Annotated in this window: 14 protein-coding genes; 5 read left to right on the top strand and 9 right to left on the bottom strand. The window is 53.9% G+C overall.

Annotated elements, in window-relative coordinates; genetic code table 11:
* Window positions 1-7: 7 nt before the first annotated feature.
* The gene (locus tag N7326_RS07595; RefSeq protein ID WP_263088368.1) at window positions 8-1,009 is read left to right on the top strand and encodes an ABC transporter permease; all 1,002 of its coding nucleotides are present in this window, start codon (window positions 8-10) and stop codon (window positions 1,007-1,009) included.
* 8 nt (window positions 1,010-1,017) lie between these two features.
* Window positions 1,018-1,773: an ATP-binding cassette domain-containing protein gene (locus N7326_RS07590; RefSeq protein ID WP_259158577.1), complete on the top strand. Its 756-nt coding sequence runs from the start codon at window positions 1,018-1,020 to the stop codon at window positions 1,771-1,773.
* A 48-nt stretch (window positions 1,774-1,821) separates the two neighbouring features.
* Here the strand turns inward: N7326_RS07590 and N7326_RS07585 are convergent, their stop codons facing one another.
* The gene (locus N7326_RS07585; protein ID WP_263088367.1) at window positions 1,822-3,024 is read right to left on the bottom strand and encodes a hypothetical protein; all 1,203 of its coding nucleotides are present in this window, start codon (window positions 3,022-3,024) and stop codon (window positions 1,822-1,824) included.
* Between the two features lie 79 nt (window positions 3,025-3,103).
* Here N7326_RS07585 and N7326_RS07580 point away from each other — a divergent pair, with 79 nt between their 5' ends.
* From N7326_RS07580 to N7326_RS07570, 3 genes are all read left to right on the top strand, one after another.
* A complete protein-coding gene (locus N7326_RS07580; protein ID WP_259079344.1) occupies window positions 3,104-3,628 on the top strand; it encodes a peptidylprolyl isomerase in 525 nt (174 codons plus the stop codon).
* A 61-nt stretch (window positions 3,629-3,689) separates the two neighbouring features.
* The gene (locus N7326_RS07575; RefSeq protein WP_259289553.1) at window positions 3,690-4,334 is read left to right on the top strand and encodes a rhomboid family intramembrane serine protease; all 645 of its coding nucleotides are present in this window, start codon (window positions 3,690-3,692) and stop codon (window positions 4,332-4,334) included.
* 302 nt (window positions 4,335-4,636) lie between these two features.
* Complete coding sequence (locus N7326_RS07570; protein ID WP_411512296.1) at window positions 4,637-6,055, top strand: NAD-dependent succinate-semialdehyde dehydrogenase; 1,419 nt, start codon at window positions 4,637-4,639, stop codon at window positions 6,053-6,055.
* Between the two features lie 52 nt (window positions 6,056-6,107).
* Here the strand turns inward: N7326_RS07570 and crgA are convergent, their stop codons facing one another.
* Genes crgA through N7326_RS07530 form a run of 8 tightly spaced genes read right to left on the bottom strand, consistent with a single transcriptional unit; the run spans window position 6,108 to window position 15,118 of the window.
* Entirely contained in the window at window positions 6,108-6,377 is a 270-nt protein-coding gene (gene crgA, locus N7326_RS07565) for a cell division protein CrgA (protein WP_263088365.1), read from the bottom strand.
* Window positions 6,378-6,416: 39 nt separating this feature from the next.
* Window positions 6,417-8,342, bottom strand: a complete 1,926-nt coding sequence (pknB, locus tag N7326_RS07560; RefSeq protein ID WP_396124769.1) for a Stk1 family PASTA domain-containing Ser/Thr kinase — start codon at window positions 8,340-8,342, stop codon at window positions 6,417-6,419.
* 5 nt (window positions 8,343-8,347) lie between these two features.
* A complete protein-coding gene (locus N7326_RS09405) occupies window positions 8,348-9,688 on the bottom strand; it encodes a protein kinase domain-containing protein (RefSeq protein ID WP_259079330.1) in 1,341 nt (446 codons plus the stop codon).
* Window positions 9,688-11,127: a penicillin-binding transpeptidase domain-containing protein gene (locus N7326_RS07550; RefSeq protein ID WP_259079322.1), complete on the bottom strand. Its 1,440-nt coding sequence runs from the start codon at window positions 11,125-11,127 to the stop codon at window positions 9,688-9,690. The genes N7326_RS09405 and N7326_RS07550 overlap by 1 nt, the downstream gene beginning before the upstream one ends.
* Window positions 11,124-12,437: an FtsW/RodA/SpoVE family cell cycle protein gene (locus N7326_RS07545; RefSeq protein ID WP_259079320.1), complete on the bottom strand. Its 1,314-nt coding sequence runs from the start codon at window positions 12,435-12,437 to the stop codon at window positions 11,124-11,126. The genes N7326_RS07550 and N7326_RS07545 overlap by 4 nt, the downstream gene beginning before the upstream one ends.
* On the bottom strand, window positions 12,434-13,939 hold the full coding sequence (locus tag N7326_RS07540; protein ID WP_263088364.1) for a PP2C family protein-serine/threonine phosphatase: 1,506 nt from the start codon (window positions 13,937-13,939) through the stop codon (window positions 12,434-12,436). The genes N7326_RS07545 and N7326_RS07540 overlap by 4 nt, the downstream gene beginning before the upstream one ends.
* On the bottom strand, window positions 13,940-14,374 hold the full coding sequence (locus N7326_RS07535) for an FHA domain-containing protein FhaB/FipA (RefSeq protein ID WP_259079313.1): 435 nt from the start codon (window positions 14,372-14,374) through the stop codon (window positions 13,940-13,942).
* A 15-nt stretch (window positions 14,375-14,389) separates the two neighbouring features.
* Window positions 14,390-15,118 carry a DUF3662 and FHA domain-containing protein gene (locus N7326_RS07530; protein ID WP_259158568.1) on the bottom strand — a complete coding sequence of 243 codons (729 nt, stop codon included), beginning with the start codon at window positions 15,116-15,118 and terminating at the stop codon, window positions 14,390-14,392.
* Window positions 15,119-15,218: the final 100 nt, after the last annotated feature.

Here is a 15,218-nt window from a genome sequence, read left to right as displayed (position 1 = left end):
GAACCTCGTGAATAAGATCCCTTTACTGTCCTCTTTAAGCCGCCGACCCGAAGTGGCAAGCCTCATTGGTGTGGCCCTGGTGGCCATCCTCTTTCTCATTCTCGCCCCACCTTTCCGTAGCTTCGATGCGCTGGCCACGGTACTCTATGCCAGTTCCACCCTGGGTATTGTGGCCCTAGCCGTCGGTTTGCTCATGATCGGGGATGAATTTGATCTCTCCTCTGGCGTTGCCGTTACCACAGCGGCCTTGGCTGCAGCGATGCTCAGTTATAATCTCAATCTCAATGTGTGGGTAGGAGCCGGCCTATCTCTAGTGATTGCGCTAGCCATCGGTGCACTCAATGGATATTTGGTGACCCGCACTGGTATCGCAAGTTTCTTGATTACTTTGGCTGCTTTTTTGATCTTGCAGGGATTGAACCTAGCGCTGACTAAACTCATCACCGGTCAGGTAGCCACTCCATCTATTGCAGATATGGAAGGTTTTCCCCTCGCCCACGCGATATTCGCTGGCAGCATCGATCTCTTCGGGATCAGCTTCAAGGTCACTATATTCTGGTGGTTATTCTTCGTCGCTATTGCCAGCTTCGTTCTATTTCGAACAACCTTTGGTAACTGGATTTTTGCGGTGGGCGGTAATCAGGATGCTGCGCGCGCCGTTGGAGTTCCAGTGCGCCGCGTGAAAATTCTACTCTTTATGATGGTGGCCTTTGCCGCGTGGTTTGTGGGTATGCACACTCTATTTGCCTTCGATTCCATCCAAGCAGGACAAGGCATCGGCAATGAGTTTCTTTATATCATTGCAGCTGTCATTGGAGGCTGTGCGCTTACAGGCGGCCGCGGTACCGCGATCGGTACAGCTTTCGGTGCCCTGATCTTTGGCATGACTAATCAAGGCATTGTTTATGCTGGCTGGAACCCAGATTGGTTCAAATTCTTCCTCGGTGCCACCCTCCTTTTTGCAGTGATGGCCAATAGTTCTTTCGCTACCATGCAAGAAAGACGATAGGTGCGCACGTGATTGAACTGAATGCTATTTCAAAAAACTACGGCTCTTTTGCAGCCCTCGATAATATCTCTTTCACCATTAAGGAGGGTGAGGTCACCTGCGTCCTTGGGGATAATGGGGCGGGAAAATCAACCCTCATCAAGATTCTCGCGGGGATACACCAGCCAGATACCGGCACCATGGTGGTCGATGGCGTCGAGACCACCTTCACCAATCCGCGCGCTGCCTTGGATCATGGCATTGCAACGGTGTACCAAGATTTGGCGGTGGTCGGACAGATGAGTGTTTGGCGCAATTTCTTCCTTGGCCAAGAACTGAGCAATCGCTGGGGAATTCTCAAACGCGCCGAGATGGCACATATTGCACATCAACAATTAAATGAGATGGGCGTCGATTTGCCCTCTGTGGACACGCCCATTAGTTCCCTGTCTGGCGGGCAGCGCCAAGTGGTCGCCATTGCGCGCGCCATTTATTTCGGTGCTCGCGTCCTTATTCTCGACGAACCCACTGCTGCGCTGGGAGTTAAGCAATCTGGAATGGTACTGAAGTTCATTGCCGCTGCCCGCTCCCGTGGGATCGGGGTGGTCTTTGTTACCCATAATCCGCACCACGCGTATTTAGTGGGGGATCATTTCACCATTTTAAATCTGGGCCGGCAGATCCTAGATTCAGCTCGATCTGATACCAGCGTCGCGGAATTAACACGGTATATGTCAGGTGGTAGTGAACTCGAAGCACTCAGCCACGAATTAGAAGGCAGATAAAAAACTGGCCAGAGGATATTCTCTGGCCAGTTCGTATTTACTTAAAAGTTATTTCTTCTTGCCGCGCTTGCGTACCTGAGTTTCAGCGACATCGGGGTCTTGAGGCATTGAGTTGAGTTGATCCTCAAGCGCCTCGAGTACGGCCTCGTCTGTTACATCGGTAGTCTTCTCAGCTTTATCCTCAACGTCTTTTTTGACGTCTTCGGCTTTATCTTGCGCTTCATCCTTAAGGTCTTCGGCATCGTCCTTGGCTTCTTCGACCTTATCTTCGGCTTCGTCTTTGAGATCTTCAGCCTTGTCCTTAGCCTCGTCAACCTTGCTCTCGGCCTCATCTTTGACGTCTTCAGCCTTATCCTTCGCTTCGTCCTTGAGGGCTTCAGCGTCGTCTTTGGCTTCCCCAGCCTCGTCCTTAGCCTCATCCTTGAGGTCCTCAGCTTTGTCCTCGGCTTCGCCCACAACGGTCTTGGCCTTATCAACTACTTCTTCGGCCTTGTCTTTGACCAAATCAGCTACCTCTTGGGCCTTCTCGCGAGCCTCATCGGCCTTGGAGCTAAGATCGGATGTGAGATCGTCGAAACGCTCAGCAGCGGTTTCCTTTGCGAGTTCAGCTTCGAATTCAACCTTCTCGCGAGCCTCAGCAACAATTTCGGAAGCTTTAGCGAATTGCTCCTTGCTCGTCTCTACGGCACCATCTGCACGGGAGGAGAGATCCCCAATAAGAGCTTTGCCCTTTTCCACGGCTGTCTCCGCGAGGTTCTGTGCTTTGCGCGTATAGGCCTGCGCGGTGGTTTCACCCTCATAGTCATCGGTGCGAGGCGGGCGCTTAGAAGTATCTTCCTTCAGGAAGTAATAATAAGCAGCGACGAGTGCGCCAGTGATAATGGTGAACCAAGAGAAAGCGCGGAATTTCTTGCACTTCTTCTTCGGTTGTTTTTCCACACCTTTGATCTCTTCGGCCTTGGCACGTGCGTGGCGCTTGGCCTGCTCTGCACGCTTGTGGGCGGCGCGCTTGAACTCGTCGCCATCGTATTCGTCGCGCAGTTCCTCAAAACGACTGCGAGCCTTTTCGCTCAACGTGGAAAAACGCTGCTCAGCTTGGTCTTTTTTGGCTTCTACATCGTGTTTGACGTTATTGGCCACATCGACAAGATTGTCGTATGCATCCTCGGCCTTCTTTTCCGCGTAATTCGAATAAGCCTTATACGCACGTTTTAACACCGTATAGCCACCTTTCAGTGCCATGAGATTCATGTTCGCTCCTAGAGAACTGGTAGTACTATTACCTTTCAAGCCTAGCGATAAGTATCGTTTCGTGCTTAATATAGGCTGTATGAGTTTAAAGACTGCAACGGCAATTCTGCATACCAACCGTGGTGATATCGAGGTAGAACTCTTCGGTAACCACGCACCTAAGACCGTCGAGAATTTCACCACCCTCGCTAACGGTACCGCCGCCTATACCACGAATAATGCTGCTGGTACTGCTGAGGGCCCATTTTATGACGGCTCGGTATTCCACCGCGTCATCGATGGATTCATGATCCAAGGTGGTGACCCTACCGGCACCGGACGAGGTGGCCCAGGCTATACCTTTGCTGATGAATTCCACCCAGAACTCCGTTTCGATCGCCCATTCCTCTTGGCTATGGCCAATGCAGGCCCCGGCACCAATGGTTCGCAGTTCTTCATTACGGTCGCTCCGACCCCGCATTTGAATAACCACCACACCATCTTTGGTGAGGTTACCGACCCAGCTTCCCAAGAAGTGGTCAAGGCAATTGCCACCACCCCAACCGATCGTTCTGATCGCCCAACCGACGCCGTGGTTATCGAGTCTGTGGAAATCAAGGCTTAACTAAGAAGGGCTTGAATATTTCTGGCAGGGGCACTATCGCCCCTGCCTTTTTCTTATGAATATGGTGAATATAGTAAAAAATTATTACCGTCAGGCGCCCGTGAGCGCTGCTCTGGTGGCTCTGATGATTGTGTTGTGGGTTCTCACGGCCGTAGAGTCACTGTCCGTTACCAATAATCTAAAATTTTCATCCCTCGCAGATCACCTCGTTTTCTACGGGCCGAAACCTAACCTTTTCAGCGGGATTACTGCCTCGCTGATGCACACCAGCATCTCGCACTTAGCCCTCAATCTGGTGCTAGTGGTTCTGATGGGCCGCGAAATTGAGCGCGCTGTGGGACCGAGAAAATACCTAGGCGTCTTTATCGCGGCGGCGTTGAGCTCCGCAGCGTGCGTGGCCCTCTTCGACCCTTACTCGGCCGTGGCCGGGGCTTCCGGTTTCGTTTATGCGCTGATGGTACTCCTCGTAGGCCTGAACGCTTCCCGACGCCTTGATTTACGTGCTCCCTTGACGTTATTACTGGTCAATTTTGGTTTCAGCTTCCTCATTCCTGGCATCAGCCTGATGGGGCATATGGGCGGGGCACTAGCCGGCGTGGCCCTTTTGCCCTTAGTGCTCAAGCCAAAGAGGACGACTGACTGGATTGTTATTGGGGCAACGGGTCTGATTGCTGGAGCGGTTATTATCTACGCCTCGGGTATCTAGAAAAAGTTGTCCACATCTTATGCACCATGTGAGTTATCCACAGAAGTTATCAACACTGTTGATAATCACATGAATGTGATTATTTGGCCCAGAAGCTAATTATTGATCGAAAATACCAGCTAGAGGATGCTGCATTCGAAACTATGTGCCTGTTTGGGAAAGTGCAGAAAGTTATCAACAGCCTGTGAATAACAACTCGGCTGTGGTTGTACACACCTTTATCCACAGCCTGTGGATAACTATGTGGGCAATCTCTGTGGAAAACCCTAGACTGGGCACTACCCACCTATGCGAAAGGATTTATTACTGTGTCTCAGAATATTTTCATTGGCCACACTCAGCATGATTCCACTGATACGTTCACTGTTATCAACCCGGCAACCGAAGAACCCATAGCCGAGGTTGCCAACGCCACCTCCAAGCACTGGATGCTGGCCTTAGATAAGGCCACCGAGATAGCACACAGCTGGGGCAGCAGTGCCCCGCGGGACCGTAGTGAGATCCTGGAAAAAATTCATCAGGCAGTAAGCGATCAAGCCGAGGAGCTCGCTCAGCTCATCACAATGGAGATGGGCAAAACCCTCACAGAGGCCAAGGCTGAAATCGCCTACGGACTCGACTATTTTCGGTGGTTTCACGCGGCTGCGGAGCGCATGAGTGGCTATACCCTCCAAGCCCCGCGGGGCAACGGCGATATTCTCGTGACTAAGGAGCCTGTGGGCCCCGTGCTGGCGATCACGCCGTGGAATTTCCCCTTCGCGATGGCCGCTCGTAAGCTTGCCCCCGCACTCGCCGCAGGGTGTCCTGTGATCTTAAAACCTGCTGATCTCACACCCCTTACGATGCTCAAGCTCGCTGAGATTATCGGTCCTATCCTCCCCGATGGAGTCCTCTCCGTCATCCCGACCACCAGGGCCAAGGAACTATCCCTCGAATTGATGGCCGATCCCCGGCTGAAGAAATTGAGTTTTACCGGTTCCACCGCTGTAGGAACCCTCCTCGCGAAGCAGGCGGCACCGCAGCTCATCCGGCTCTCCCTGGAATTAGGAGGCAATGCGCCGTTTATCGTCGCAGCAGATGCAGATATGGATAAAGCTATAGATGGCGCCATTGCAGCGAAAATGCGCAATGGTGGCCAAGCGTGTATCTGTGCCAACAGGTTCTTTATCCACAGCTCACGAATCGAAGAATTTACCACCCGCCTCACCGAGCGAATGAACGCCTACCATATGGGTCCAGGGACAGATCCCCAGACCACCTTAGGGCCTATGGTGTCTGCCCCACAGCGCGATCGGATCCACGCACTCGTGCAGGACGCCTTAGAATGCGGGGCTGAGATTATTAGCGGTGGTTATATCCCCGATAGCCCGGGTTATTTCTACCCACCCACGGTTATCAGCGGGGTGGATAACGATATGAAGATTGCGCGCGAGGAAATCTTTGGACCAGTGGCCGGCATTCAATCCTTCGACACCAACGAGGAGGTCGTGGTAGCTGCCAATAACACCCATTACGGTCTAGCTGCCTATGCCTATACTGAGTCGCTAGAGGGTGCCCGATATTTTTCCACGCACCTCAACACGGGGATGGTGGGAATCAATCGCGGTGCTATTTCTGATGTAGCAGCGCCCTTTGGAGGAGTGAAACTCTCTGGCCTAGGGCGTGAAGGCGGACTCGATGGTATCGAGGAATTCCTCAACACCAAATATATTGCGCTGTAGAAACGCTGAAGAAAAAGCTCCCCTTTGTTAACAAAGGGGAGCTTTTTCTGTTCTATCGCCAGCCCATGGTGAGCAGCAGGCCCACGATGAAGAAGCCGAAGCCGATGCCGTAATTCCACGGCCCTAATTGAACCATGAGATCAATATGGGTGCCGGCGAGATAATTAACAATCAACCATGCGAGCCCAATGAGCATGCAGCCAAACATAATGACCTTGTACCACATGGGCGTACCGGAGGAATTAATCTTCACAGGGGTGCGGCTAGCGCCCGCACCGGAGGATAGCGGAATGCTACTGTGGGAAATCTTTGCCTTAGGCATAAGTCAAACCTCTGTTCTTATCAAGTAATGGTCACTATGTTATGGGGCGATAGCGGCGATGTCGAACTCCCACAGGGCAAGCGTAATAACGGAATCCTTGCGGATCTTAGTTCCCGCAGCTTGCTGCTGGTTTGCCACGCGTCCGCCGTCGATAAGCGATGTCGTCTTGACGGGGGGAGCGATCACGAGCTGGTCATCACCACCGCGCCATCCTGCGGCCTCCAAGGCGCGTTTCGCACTAGCAACCGATCCACCAGTCACATCGGGCATGGTAAATAGTTGCCCATTGGAAATCCGAATTTCGATACGCGAATTTGAATCCACCTTGGATCCTTCACCAGCCACAAAGACCACGGTTCCATCAGGTTCCACGCCATCAACAACTTGTACTATCGGTTCAAAGCCCAAAGAGGTGAGGTTGCCTTCAGCCTGCTCCCACTTCATGCCCGTAACCACGGGGACACGTTGTTGCTCAATACCCGTAGAAATTGTGATAGTAACCTTCGACCCCTTAGAAACTCGTGATCCAGCGGAAGGTGATTGTTCAATGATCTCGCCTTCGGGCACGGTCTCGGAGGTATCTTCACGCACCACGGAATCGAGCTCTAAGCCCGCTTTTTGCAAGATCCGATTTGCCTCAGCGGTCTTCTTGTTCTTGAGATCAGGAACCTCAGTGACTTCCTTACCAGAGGAGACGATCAAGGTCACTGTCGTGCCTTTTTGAATAGCAGAACCGGCAGCGGGATTGCTACGAATGACGAGGCCCTGTTTTACCGTGGGGCTGGCTTCTTCAGAAAGGGTGACCTCAAAGCCTTGGGCGATCAAGCTTTCCATAGCTTGGTCGCTAGGGACCAGGGCATAATCTTGGAGTTCGCTTAAACTGCTGCGCCCCCCAATGGGGCTCGTAGACCCACTGAGATAGGTATAAGTAAATGTTCCAACAATTCCCAGCGAAAGGATCAGCAGCAGACCAATGAGGATTTTCCACACGAGGTTACCGCCACGTGGAGGGGGTGTAGCCGCGATGACCTCACTGGGGTGACGGTGCTTACCTACCGATGCAACTGGCTGTACCGTGGTGTGCTCAGCGGACGCTGGTTCCACATAATTGCGCGCCGCCATGGTCACCGCATTGCTTTCGAGGCGCTTGAGATCAGCAGCCATTTCCGCAGCAGTTTGATACCGATCCCCAGGGTGTTTCGCCATCGCGGTGAGAACCACCGCATTCACATTCAGAGCCTCCGTGGGGGTGAGATCCGGAATGAAATCGCTAGGCGGTTGCGGTTCGTCTTGGACGTGTTGGACGGCCACCTCAAGCGCATTCTCGCCAGCAAAGGGCGGACGATCAGTGAGAATATTATAAAGAACGCAACCCAACGCATAAATATCCGCACGCCCATCAACCGCTTTACCGCGCGCCTGCTCGGGGGATAAATACTGGGCCGTACCGATCACAGCAGAGGTCTGCGTCATATCCGCGTTGACATCATCAAGCGCACGAGCGATACCGAAATCCATGATCTTCACCACGCCGGTATTCGTGATCATCACATTCGCAGGCTTGATATCTCGGTGGATAATTCCTGCGTCGTGGCTAGCTTGAAGGGCCTCACACACCGGAATCAACGTGGTGGCGGCTTCCTCTGGGCTCAGCGGACCCGTTTCTTTGATGATATCTCTGAGGTTTCGGCCGTTTACGAGCTCCATGACGATATAGGGCGTGGAAATATCATGACGCATAATCTCGCCCGTATCGTAGACGGCTACGATTGCAGGGTGATTCAGGCGGCCAGCATTTTGGGCCTCCTTGCGGAAACGTTCACGGGAGTTTTCATTGCGGGCTAAATCAGCGCGCAAAATCTTAATGGCCACCTCGCGGCCCAGAAGAGTATCCATGGCCTGGTACACCTCGGACATCCCGCCGGTGCCAATCACAGGGCCCAGTTCGTAGCGATGAGCGATCATACGGGTCACTGGGCTTCTCCTTGGGTCGATTGGTCAACGGGCGGGGCGGGTATCTCCACCGTGGGGGTATCCGCAGGAATCGGCTGAGCTGGTTCAGGCAGCACCATCGTTGGTGGAGTATCTGGAATAACAGGCGCCTCGGTGATGTCCTCGCGCTCAGGTTCCACCTCGGTGGGCGGAGCCGGAGTATCAATATCCTCAGGCGCCGGAACTGTTACAACCTCCTCGGGAACGACAGTCACAATACTCGGTTGAACTGGAGGAGAGGGCTGCATCAGCTCATCGATTATCCCAGATCTATAAAGGAAGAATCCTAGTGCCACCACACCGCCGAAGACAACTACCAGTATCACACCTGTTATCCATCCACTGCGCTCAGGCGCTGGGGGAACTTCATAGGAAGTCCGAGCCATCTGGGTTGGCGGCATGATTGACGTCGATGCGGGCTGAGGCGGCGATATGATCCGAGTGGTTGGAGGCGCGCTCACAGGTGCCGGGCGCCGACCCAGCCGCGCCGCAGAAATAGCCTGTGCATATTCTCGCCCATCCCGGTAGCGATGCGAAGGCTCTTTGCGCAGCGCGGTAGCAATTACCTCGCGCGCCGGGGCGCTGATAGTGGTGGGGAGAGCAGGCGGTGCCTGATTGATATGCGCCAGCGCCACCGACACGGTGGAATCGCCCTCGAAGGGTCGACGGCCAGCCAGCATTTCATAGCCCACCACCCCGAGGGAATAAATATCGGAGGCAGTATCAACTACAAGACCTTGCGCCTGCTCGGGAGAGACGTACTGAGCGGTTCCTACCACCATGCCCGTGCGGGTTAATGGGGCAGAGGCGGCGGCCTTGGCGATACCAAAATCAGCAATCTTAACCCGCTTATTTTGGGTAATCAGCAAATTCCCAGGCTTAATATCGCGGTGCACGAGGCCCAGACCGTGGATCGTGGCAAGGCCCTGCGCTGCTTGCTCCAGAATATCGAGGGCTTCTCCCTCCTCGAGAGGGCCAGAGCGCCGCTGGAGGAGATCGCTTAAGGTTTCCCCACGCACATATTCCATAATGAGCACGCTGAGAATCTGCTGCGAGTGAGGTTCGCGTAGCTCCAGATAATCGTAGGTGCGCACCACATGATCGGAATTAATACGAGTGCTAGCCGCCGCTTCATTGCGAAAGCGGGAAAGAAATTCAGGGTTGGAGGCAAATTCGGGGCGGAGTACCTTAATGGCCACCTCGCGCTGGTGACGGAGATCGTCGGCTAAATAGACGGTGGACATTCCGCCGGTGCCGATCACCCACTGCAGCTGATAATGACCCGCGAGGAGTTCCTGGAGACGCTCCTGTTCATTCATTACTGTCCTCCCTTGGGTGCTTGAGCGATAATGGCTCGCCCAATTGGGGCGGCAACTGATCCACCTGTTGCTGCCTGGCCGAGATCGCCACCATTTTTGACAACTACGGCCACCGCAATATCTTCGCCCGGGGCAAAGGCGATATACCACGCGTGGGGGTTTGAATTTCGGGAGTCTTCGCCATGCTCCGCGGTGCCCGTTTTGGAGGCAATATTTTGACCTGCGTATCCTGCGGTGAAGCGCTCCGAGGCCTGCATCAGATTAGTCAGCGTTGTTGCCTGATCTTCTGTGATACCTGAGGAGAGAACGCGCGGGCTAGTCTTAGAAATCTCGGTAAGATCATCTGCCACTACGCGGTGGATCAGATGTGGCTCCATGCGCACGCCCTTATTGGCCACGGTCGCGGCAATAACAGCATTCTGTAGCACGGTTAATGCCACATCACGCTGCCCAATCGCAGATTGCCCCAGTGCTGGATCATCGGGTAAATCACCGACGGTGCCGGGTACCACGGGAAGACCCAAGTCATATCTCTCGCCGATACCGAAATCTCTCGCTGCTTGGCGTAGCGCATCCGCGCCAGCCTGGATTCCCATCTCCACAAAAGCAGTATTGCAGGAGTACTGGAAAGCGGTCAGAAGATTAACCTCGGTAGCACCACCGCACAGTTGGCCCCCATAATTCTCCAGTGTTGCCTCAGTGCCAGGCAGCGTTATCTGCGGTTGCCCAGTCAGTGTGGAATCGGGAGTGAAGCCCTTGTTTAAGGCAGCTAATGTGGTCACCACCTTGAAGGTTGAGCCCGGTGGCAGCGTTTCCTGTGTAGCTTTATTGAGCAAGGGATCGCCTGGGTTGGCATTGAGTTCCTGCCAGGCTAATTCGGCCTGGTTTGCATCACTAATGGCGGCTGGGTCGAAGGATGGAGTCGAGGCTAAAGCCAGTACTTCTCCTGTCGATGGTCGGATAGCTACTGCCGCTCCTTCATAGCCGCGTGAGGCGAGTTCGTTGAAGGCGGTCTCTTGGGTAGCAGGATCGAGGGTTAGTTCCACGTTTCCTACTTGTTTATCCTGGCTAATAAGGCTTTTCCACCATAGTGTGGGTGATTGAGCGGTGCCGTTGAGCACATCATTGTAGCTGGACTCAATGCCACTGGCACCGTAAATATCGGAAATATAGCCCTCTACCGCGCCAAAGGCTTGGGGGTTATGTGGATAATTGCGGTAGTAGAAGCCGTCCTCACCTTTTAGTGATTCAGCCAGAATGATGCCACCTGTGGCAATATAGCCGCGGGGCTGAGATTTCAGCTCAATCAGACCGCGTCGGTTGGCGGGGTTTTGAGCGTATTCCTCCTCTTTGAAAACATGAATATAGCTGGCGTTGACTAAGAGGATAGCCATCATGACGAGGGTGAAATAAAAAGATTTCGCAATGGTTCGATTCATGAGTGCACCCCCTGCTGGGCGGATTGGCTAGCGGAGTGGGAGATCCGCAAGATGATACCGAGCAGAATATAATTAGCCATCAAAGATGATCCGCCTTGAGACATAAAGGGTGTTGTCAGACCCGTCATAGGCATCAGTGCTGAGATTCCGGCGGTGACCACGAAGACTTGGATGGCTAGGGTGAGGGAGAGCCCGGCGGCTACCAATTTGCCGTAGGAATCCTTAGTCATCACAGCGGCGCGCATTCCACGGGCGATCAAGATGGTAAACAAAATCAAAATGGCGGCAAGCCCATACAGCCCCAATTCCTCAGCTAGTGAAGACAAGATAAAGTCGCTCCACGCCACAGGCACTAAATACGGGTGCCCGAGGCCAAGTCCCGTCCCCGTGAGGCCGCCCGTGGACATACCGAACAGAGCCTGCGAAAGCTGGCGGCCCGTATCATAAGGATCAGCTAATGGGTCTAAGAAAATGGAGAAGCGGGTTTGGATCTTATCGGAGATTTGATAGATGGCGGTGCCACCTATGCCAACGAGAATGACTCCAATAAATAGCCATGAGACACGCCCCGTCGCCAGATACAGCATGCCCAAAACTGTGCTGAAGAGAAGCAGAGCGGGGCCGAAATCGTTTTCGCCAGCCATAATAAAGATAGCAATTGCCCACACCACAAGAATGGGTCCGAGATCGCGGAGGCGGGGGAATTCCATACCCATAAGTCGGTAGCCCGCAACATTAAAGAGGGCCCGCTTGGTCACCAGAAGTTGGGCGAAAAAGAGCAACAGAAAAATCTTGGAAAATTCTCCTGGTTGGACCGAAAAGGAGCCGATACTAATCCAGATACGGGCATCAGCGACAACCCCGGGGCGTGTGGGCCAAATGAGCGGGAGGGCCAAGAGGATTAATCCTACGAGACCTAAAATATAGGAAAAGCGTCGCAGCACGCGGTGGTCGGTGAGGAAGATGAGGACGGTGATCATAAGTCCCACTCCAACGAGCGTCCAGATCACCTGCCGCGAGGCCATTGTGGTTTCTTGTGCCACATCGATGCGATACACCATGGCAAGCCCTAAACCATTGAGGAGGGCCGCTACGGGGAGCATGATCTGGTCAGCCTGTGGGGCCAGAAAACTTAAGGCAATATGGGCGATGAGGAAAACTCCGATAAAGCCCCCGATGACCCAGGCGAGTTCGGCGTTGATATCTAACCCCAGCGCCATATTGAGGCTGAGCAAGGTTATGGCCATGATGATGGTGGCCGCTATGAGAAGGCTTAATTCCGTGGTGCGCCAGCGGGCGGTTGAAATCATGGGTTCTTCACCTCCCGGCAATTAACTCCAGGGGTTGAAAGATCTCCTGGGCGGCTTGGGGCAGCAGATGATTGCGATTGCGGTGTGGTGCGCACGGAGCTCGTAGTCGTGCGGGTTTGCGACCGTGGAGCGCTGGTCGAGGTCGGTGGCGTCGTGGTGCTGGAAGGAGTACGTGTAGCACGAGGAGTGCTGGTTGTGCGAGGGCTGGTGGTCTCCTCAACCTTTTGCCTGGTCACACACACCGGTAATGCTTCTTCAGAGAGGCGCTGCATCTGCTGGATTACTTCGTCATAACGCCCGCCAGAGAAATTACCGACGAGGGCGCGCGCCGGCTCGTTGAGATCGTTGAGGGAGAAAATAGCACAATCAGGCCGCTCGCTATTATCAACGAAAGTAAGATTCCCAGCGGCGTTAATGCACGCCGCTTGATAGGCCTTTACTCCCAAGGCGCTGAGGCCTGGGGTCTTAAGCCCCTGGGAAATAATGAATTCCTGCTGGTCATTAAGGCTAATGAAGTAGCGGTCGGCGGCGTAGCTCTGAGCTGCGAGGAAACCTCCGCCGCTCACTAAGAGGGCGAGCATAAACGCAATGACAGGGATGAAACGGCGTGAGCTCTGGGGCGCTTCTTTAGCCTGCTGCGGATGTGGAGGTATCACCTCCGGTTGCCGCGCTGTGACTGTGGCAAGGGCTGCAGCAGCCCTGCCAGCAGCGGTATTAATCTGCGGGGGTTCCTCCTCGTTATTGAGTGCTCCCGCGGTCAAAGGTGTAGCGGGCAGTGTGGCTGGATCGATGTCATCAGCGACGATATCGGCCACCACCACGGTGACGTTATCGGGACCACCGGAGCGCAGCGCTAAATCTATGAGGCGTCGCACAGCTTCTTCTGGGGTGCCATATGCTAATTCATCGGCGATGGTATCAGTAGTTACTGGATCAGACAGCCCGTCGGAGCAGAGCATGAGCCGATCACCAATACGCGCATCGAGGTGCTCTAAGGTCGGTTCGACCGGCCTACCCGTATAGGCCTTTAAGATCATGGAGCGCTGCGGGTGAGTGGAGATATCCGCAGGGTCTAGCTGGCCTTTATCTACCAGCGATTGCACATAGGTATCGTCGACCGTAATCCGCTCGAGGGTTCCAGCGCGCATGCGAAAACCGCGAGAATCACCCACATGGCACAGTCCCAGTTCGTCCCCGTTGAACATCAGCGCTGTGAGCGTGGTCCCCATGCCCTCAATTTCTGGTTTTTCACGCACTCCGCGCGCAAGCGCCCGATTGGCGTCATCGGCCACGGAGCCGAGCAGCGCTAACATATCATTCTCACCCGGGTCGGCGTCGATCTCCGCGAGATAATTAATCATCATCTGGGAAGCCACCTCGCCGGCAGCGTGTCCGCCCATTCCATCAGCGAGGGCGAGCAGATATGGGCCCGCATAGGCGGAATCCTCATTATTGCTGCGTACTAATCCCCGGTGGGATCCGAGAGCATAATGTAATTTCATCTAGCCCACAAGCCTTAGAGTGGTCCGTCCAATTTTCAGGTCTTGCCCGGCGACAACTCGCTCAGGGGCGTCAATACGTGCACCCTGGACGAAGGTTCCATTGCGAGAATCTAGATCTTCGATAAACCACTCATTGCCGCGACTAAATAGCCGCGCGTGATGTCCTGAGGTGAAATCGTCGTCGAGATTGAGACCGCAATCGTGCGAGCGTCCGATAGAGATATCTGACAGGCCTGATAGATCGACGCGGTAGCCGGTCAACGGACCGTCGAGAATAGCTAATTGCTGCGGGCGTCCTCCTAGAGGAGCCTGAGCAACGGCGGGGCTGGTATGGGATTTCATGGTACGTCGCATTGCAATGAACGCGAAAAAAATAAAAAGCCATAAAAGGGCGAGGAGCCCAATGCGCAGCCCAAATAAAAACGCCGAATCCATGCTTCTCCTTGCCAGTTATTTAATGCGGACGACGATCTGTGAATGCCCAATTGTGATCACATCACCATCGGCGAGTAACCAATTGTCAATCGGGGTGCCATTGACCGTAGTGCCATTGGTGGACTGTAGATCCACAATATAGGCCTCGTGGCCATCCCACACGATCTCCGCATGGTGCCGGGAAACCCCAGTATCGTGCAGCCTATAGTCCACATCCGTACCGCGACCAATCATCGTCGACCCAGTCCTAAGTTGATAGCTGGGGGTGCCGTCGACAGTCAGGCTGATCATCTTCCCAGTGGGTGCGGAAGGAAGCGGAGCGGGGGGATTCATAGGAGCACTCTCTTTCTTAGGTGGGCTCACTTCCAGATCAAAATCGCTTGTGGCATGCAATTGCCCCGTGCGCAAGGATTGATCGGCGCTAATTCTGATGACGATCGGAGCAGGAGAAATCCAGGAGTTATTGCGGAAGTACCGCGATAAGCGATCGGTGAAATCATCTGCCAGAGTTGGGTGCTCAGCGGATATGAGATCAAAATCCTTTTCGCTAACAGAGACCTCATATATATTCGGAACTTCAACGGTGCCTTCATAGGTGTGCACCAAGTTATCCTCCGCCTCCTGCTTGAGAAGTTCTTCGATCTCTGCAGGTACCACGCGGCCGCCAAATATATAAGCGAAGCCGTTATCGAGCCCGCGCTGCATGGCGCTGTCGAGTTTGGCAATCTTGCCGATAATTGACACGCTGCTTCGCCTCCTAGGATGCTCTATCGATCAACGCTTTCCTACCTAGTATAAAGTCAAAGCTGCAATACTCCTAGAGTCACTCCTTGAGCAGTGCCGT

This window comes from Corynebacterium sp. ES2794-CONJ1, assembly GCF_025660615.1.
Taxonomy (GTDB): Bacteria; Actinomycetota; Actinomycetes; order Mycobacteriales; family Mycobacteriaceae; genus Corynebacterium.
The sequence above is the reverse complement of the archived record's forward strand: the minus strand, read 5'-3'. Positions and strand labels throughout refer to the sequence as shown.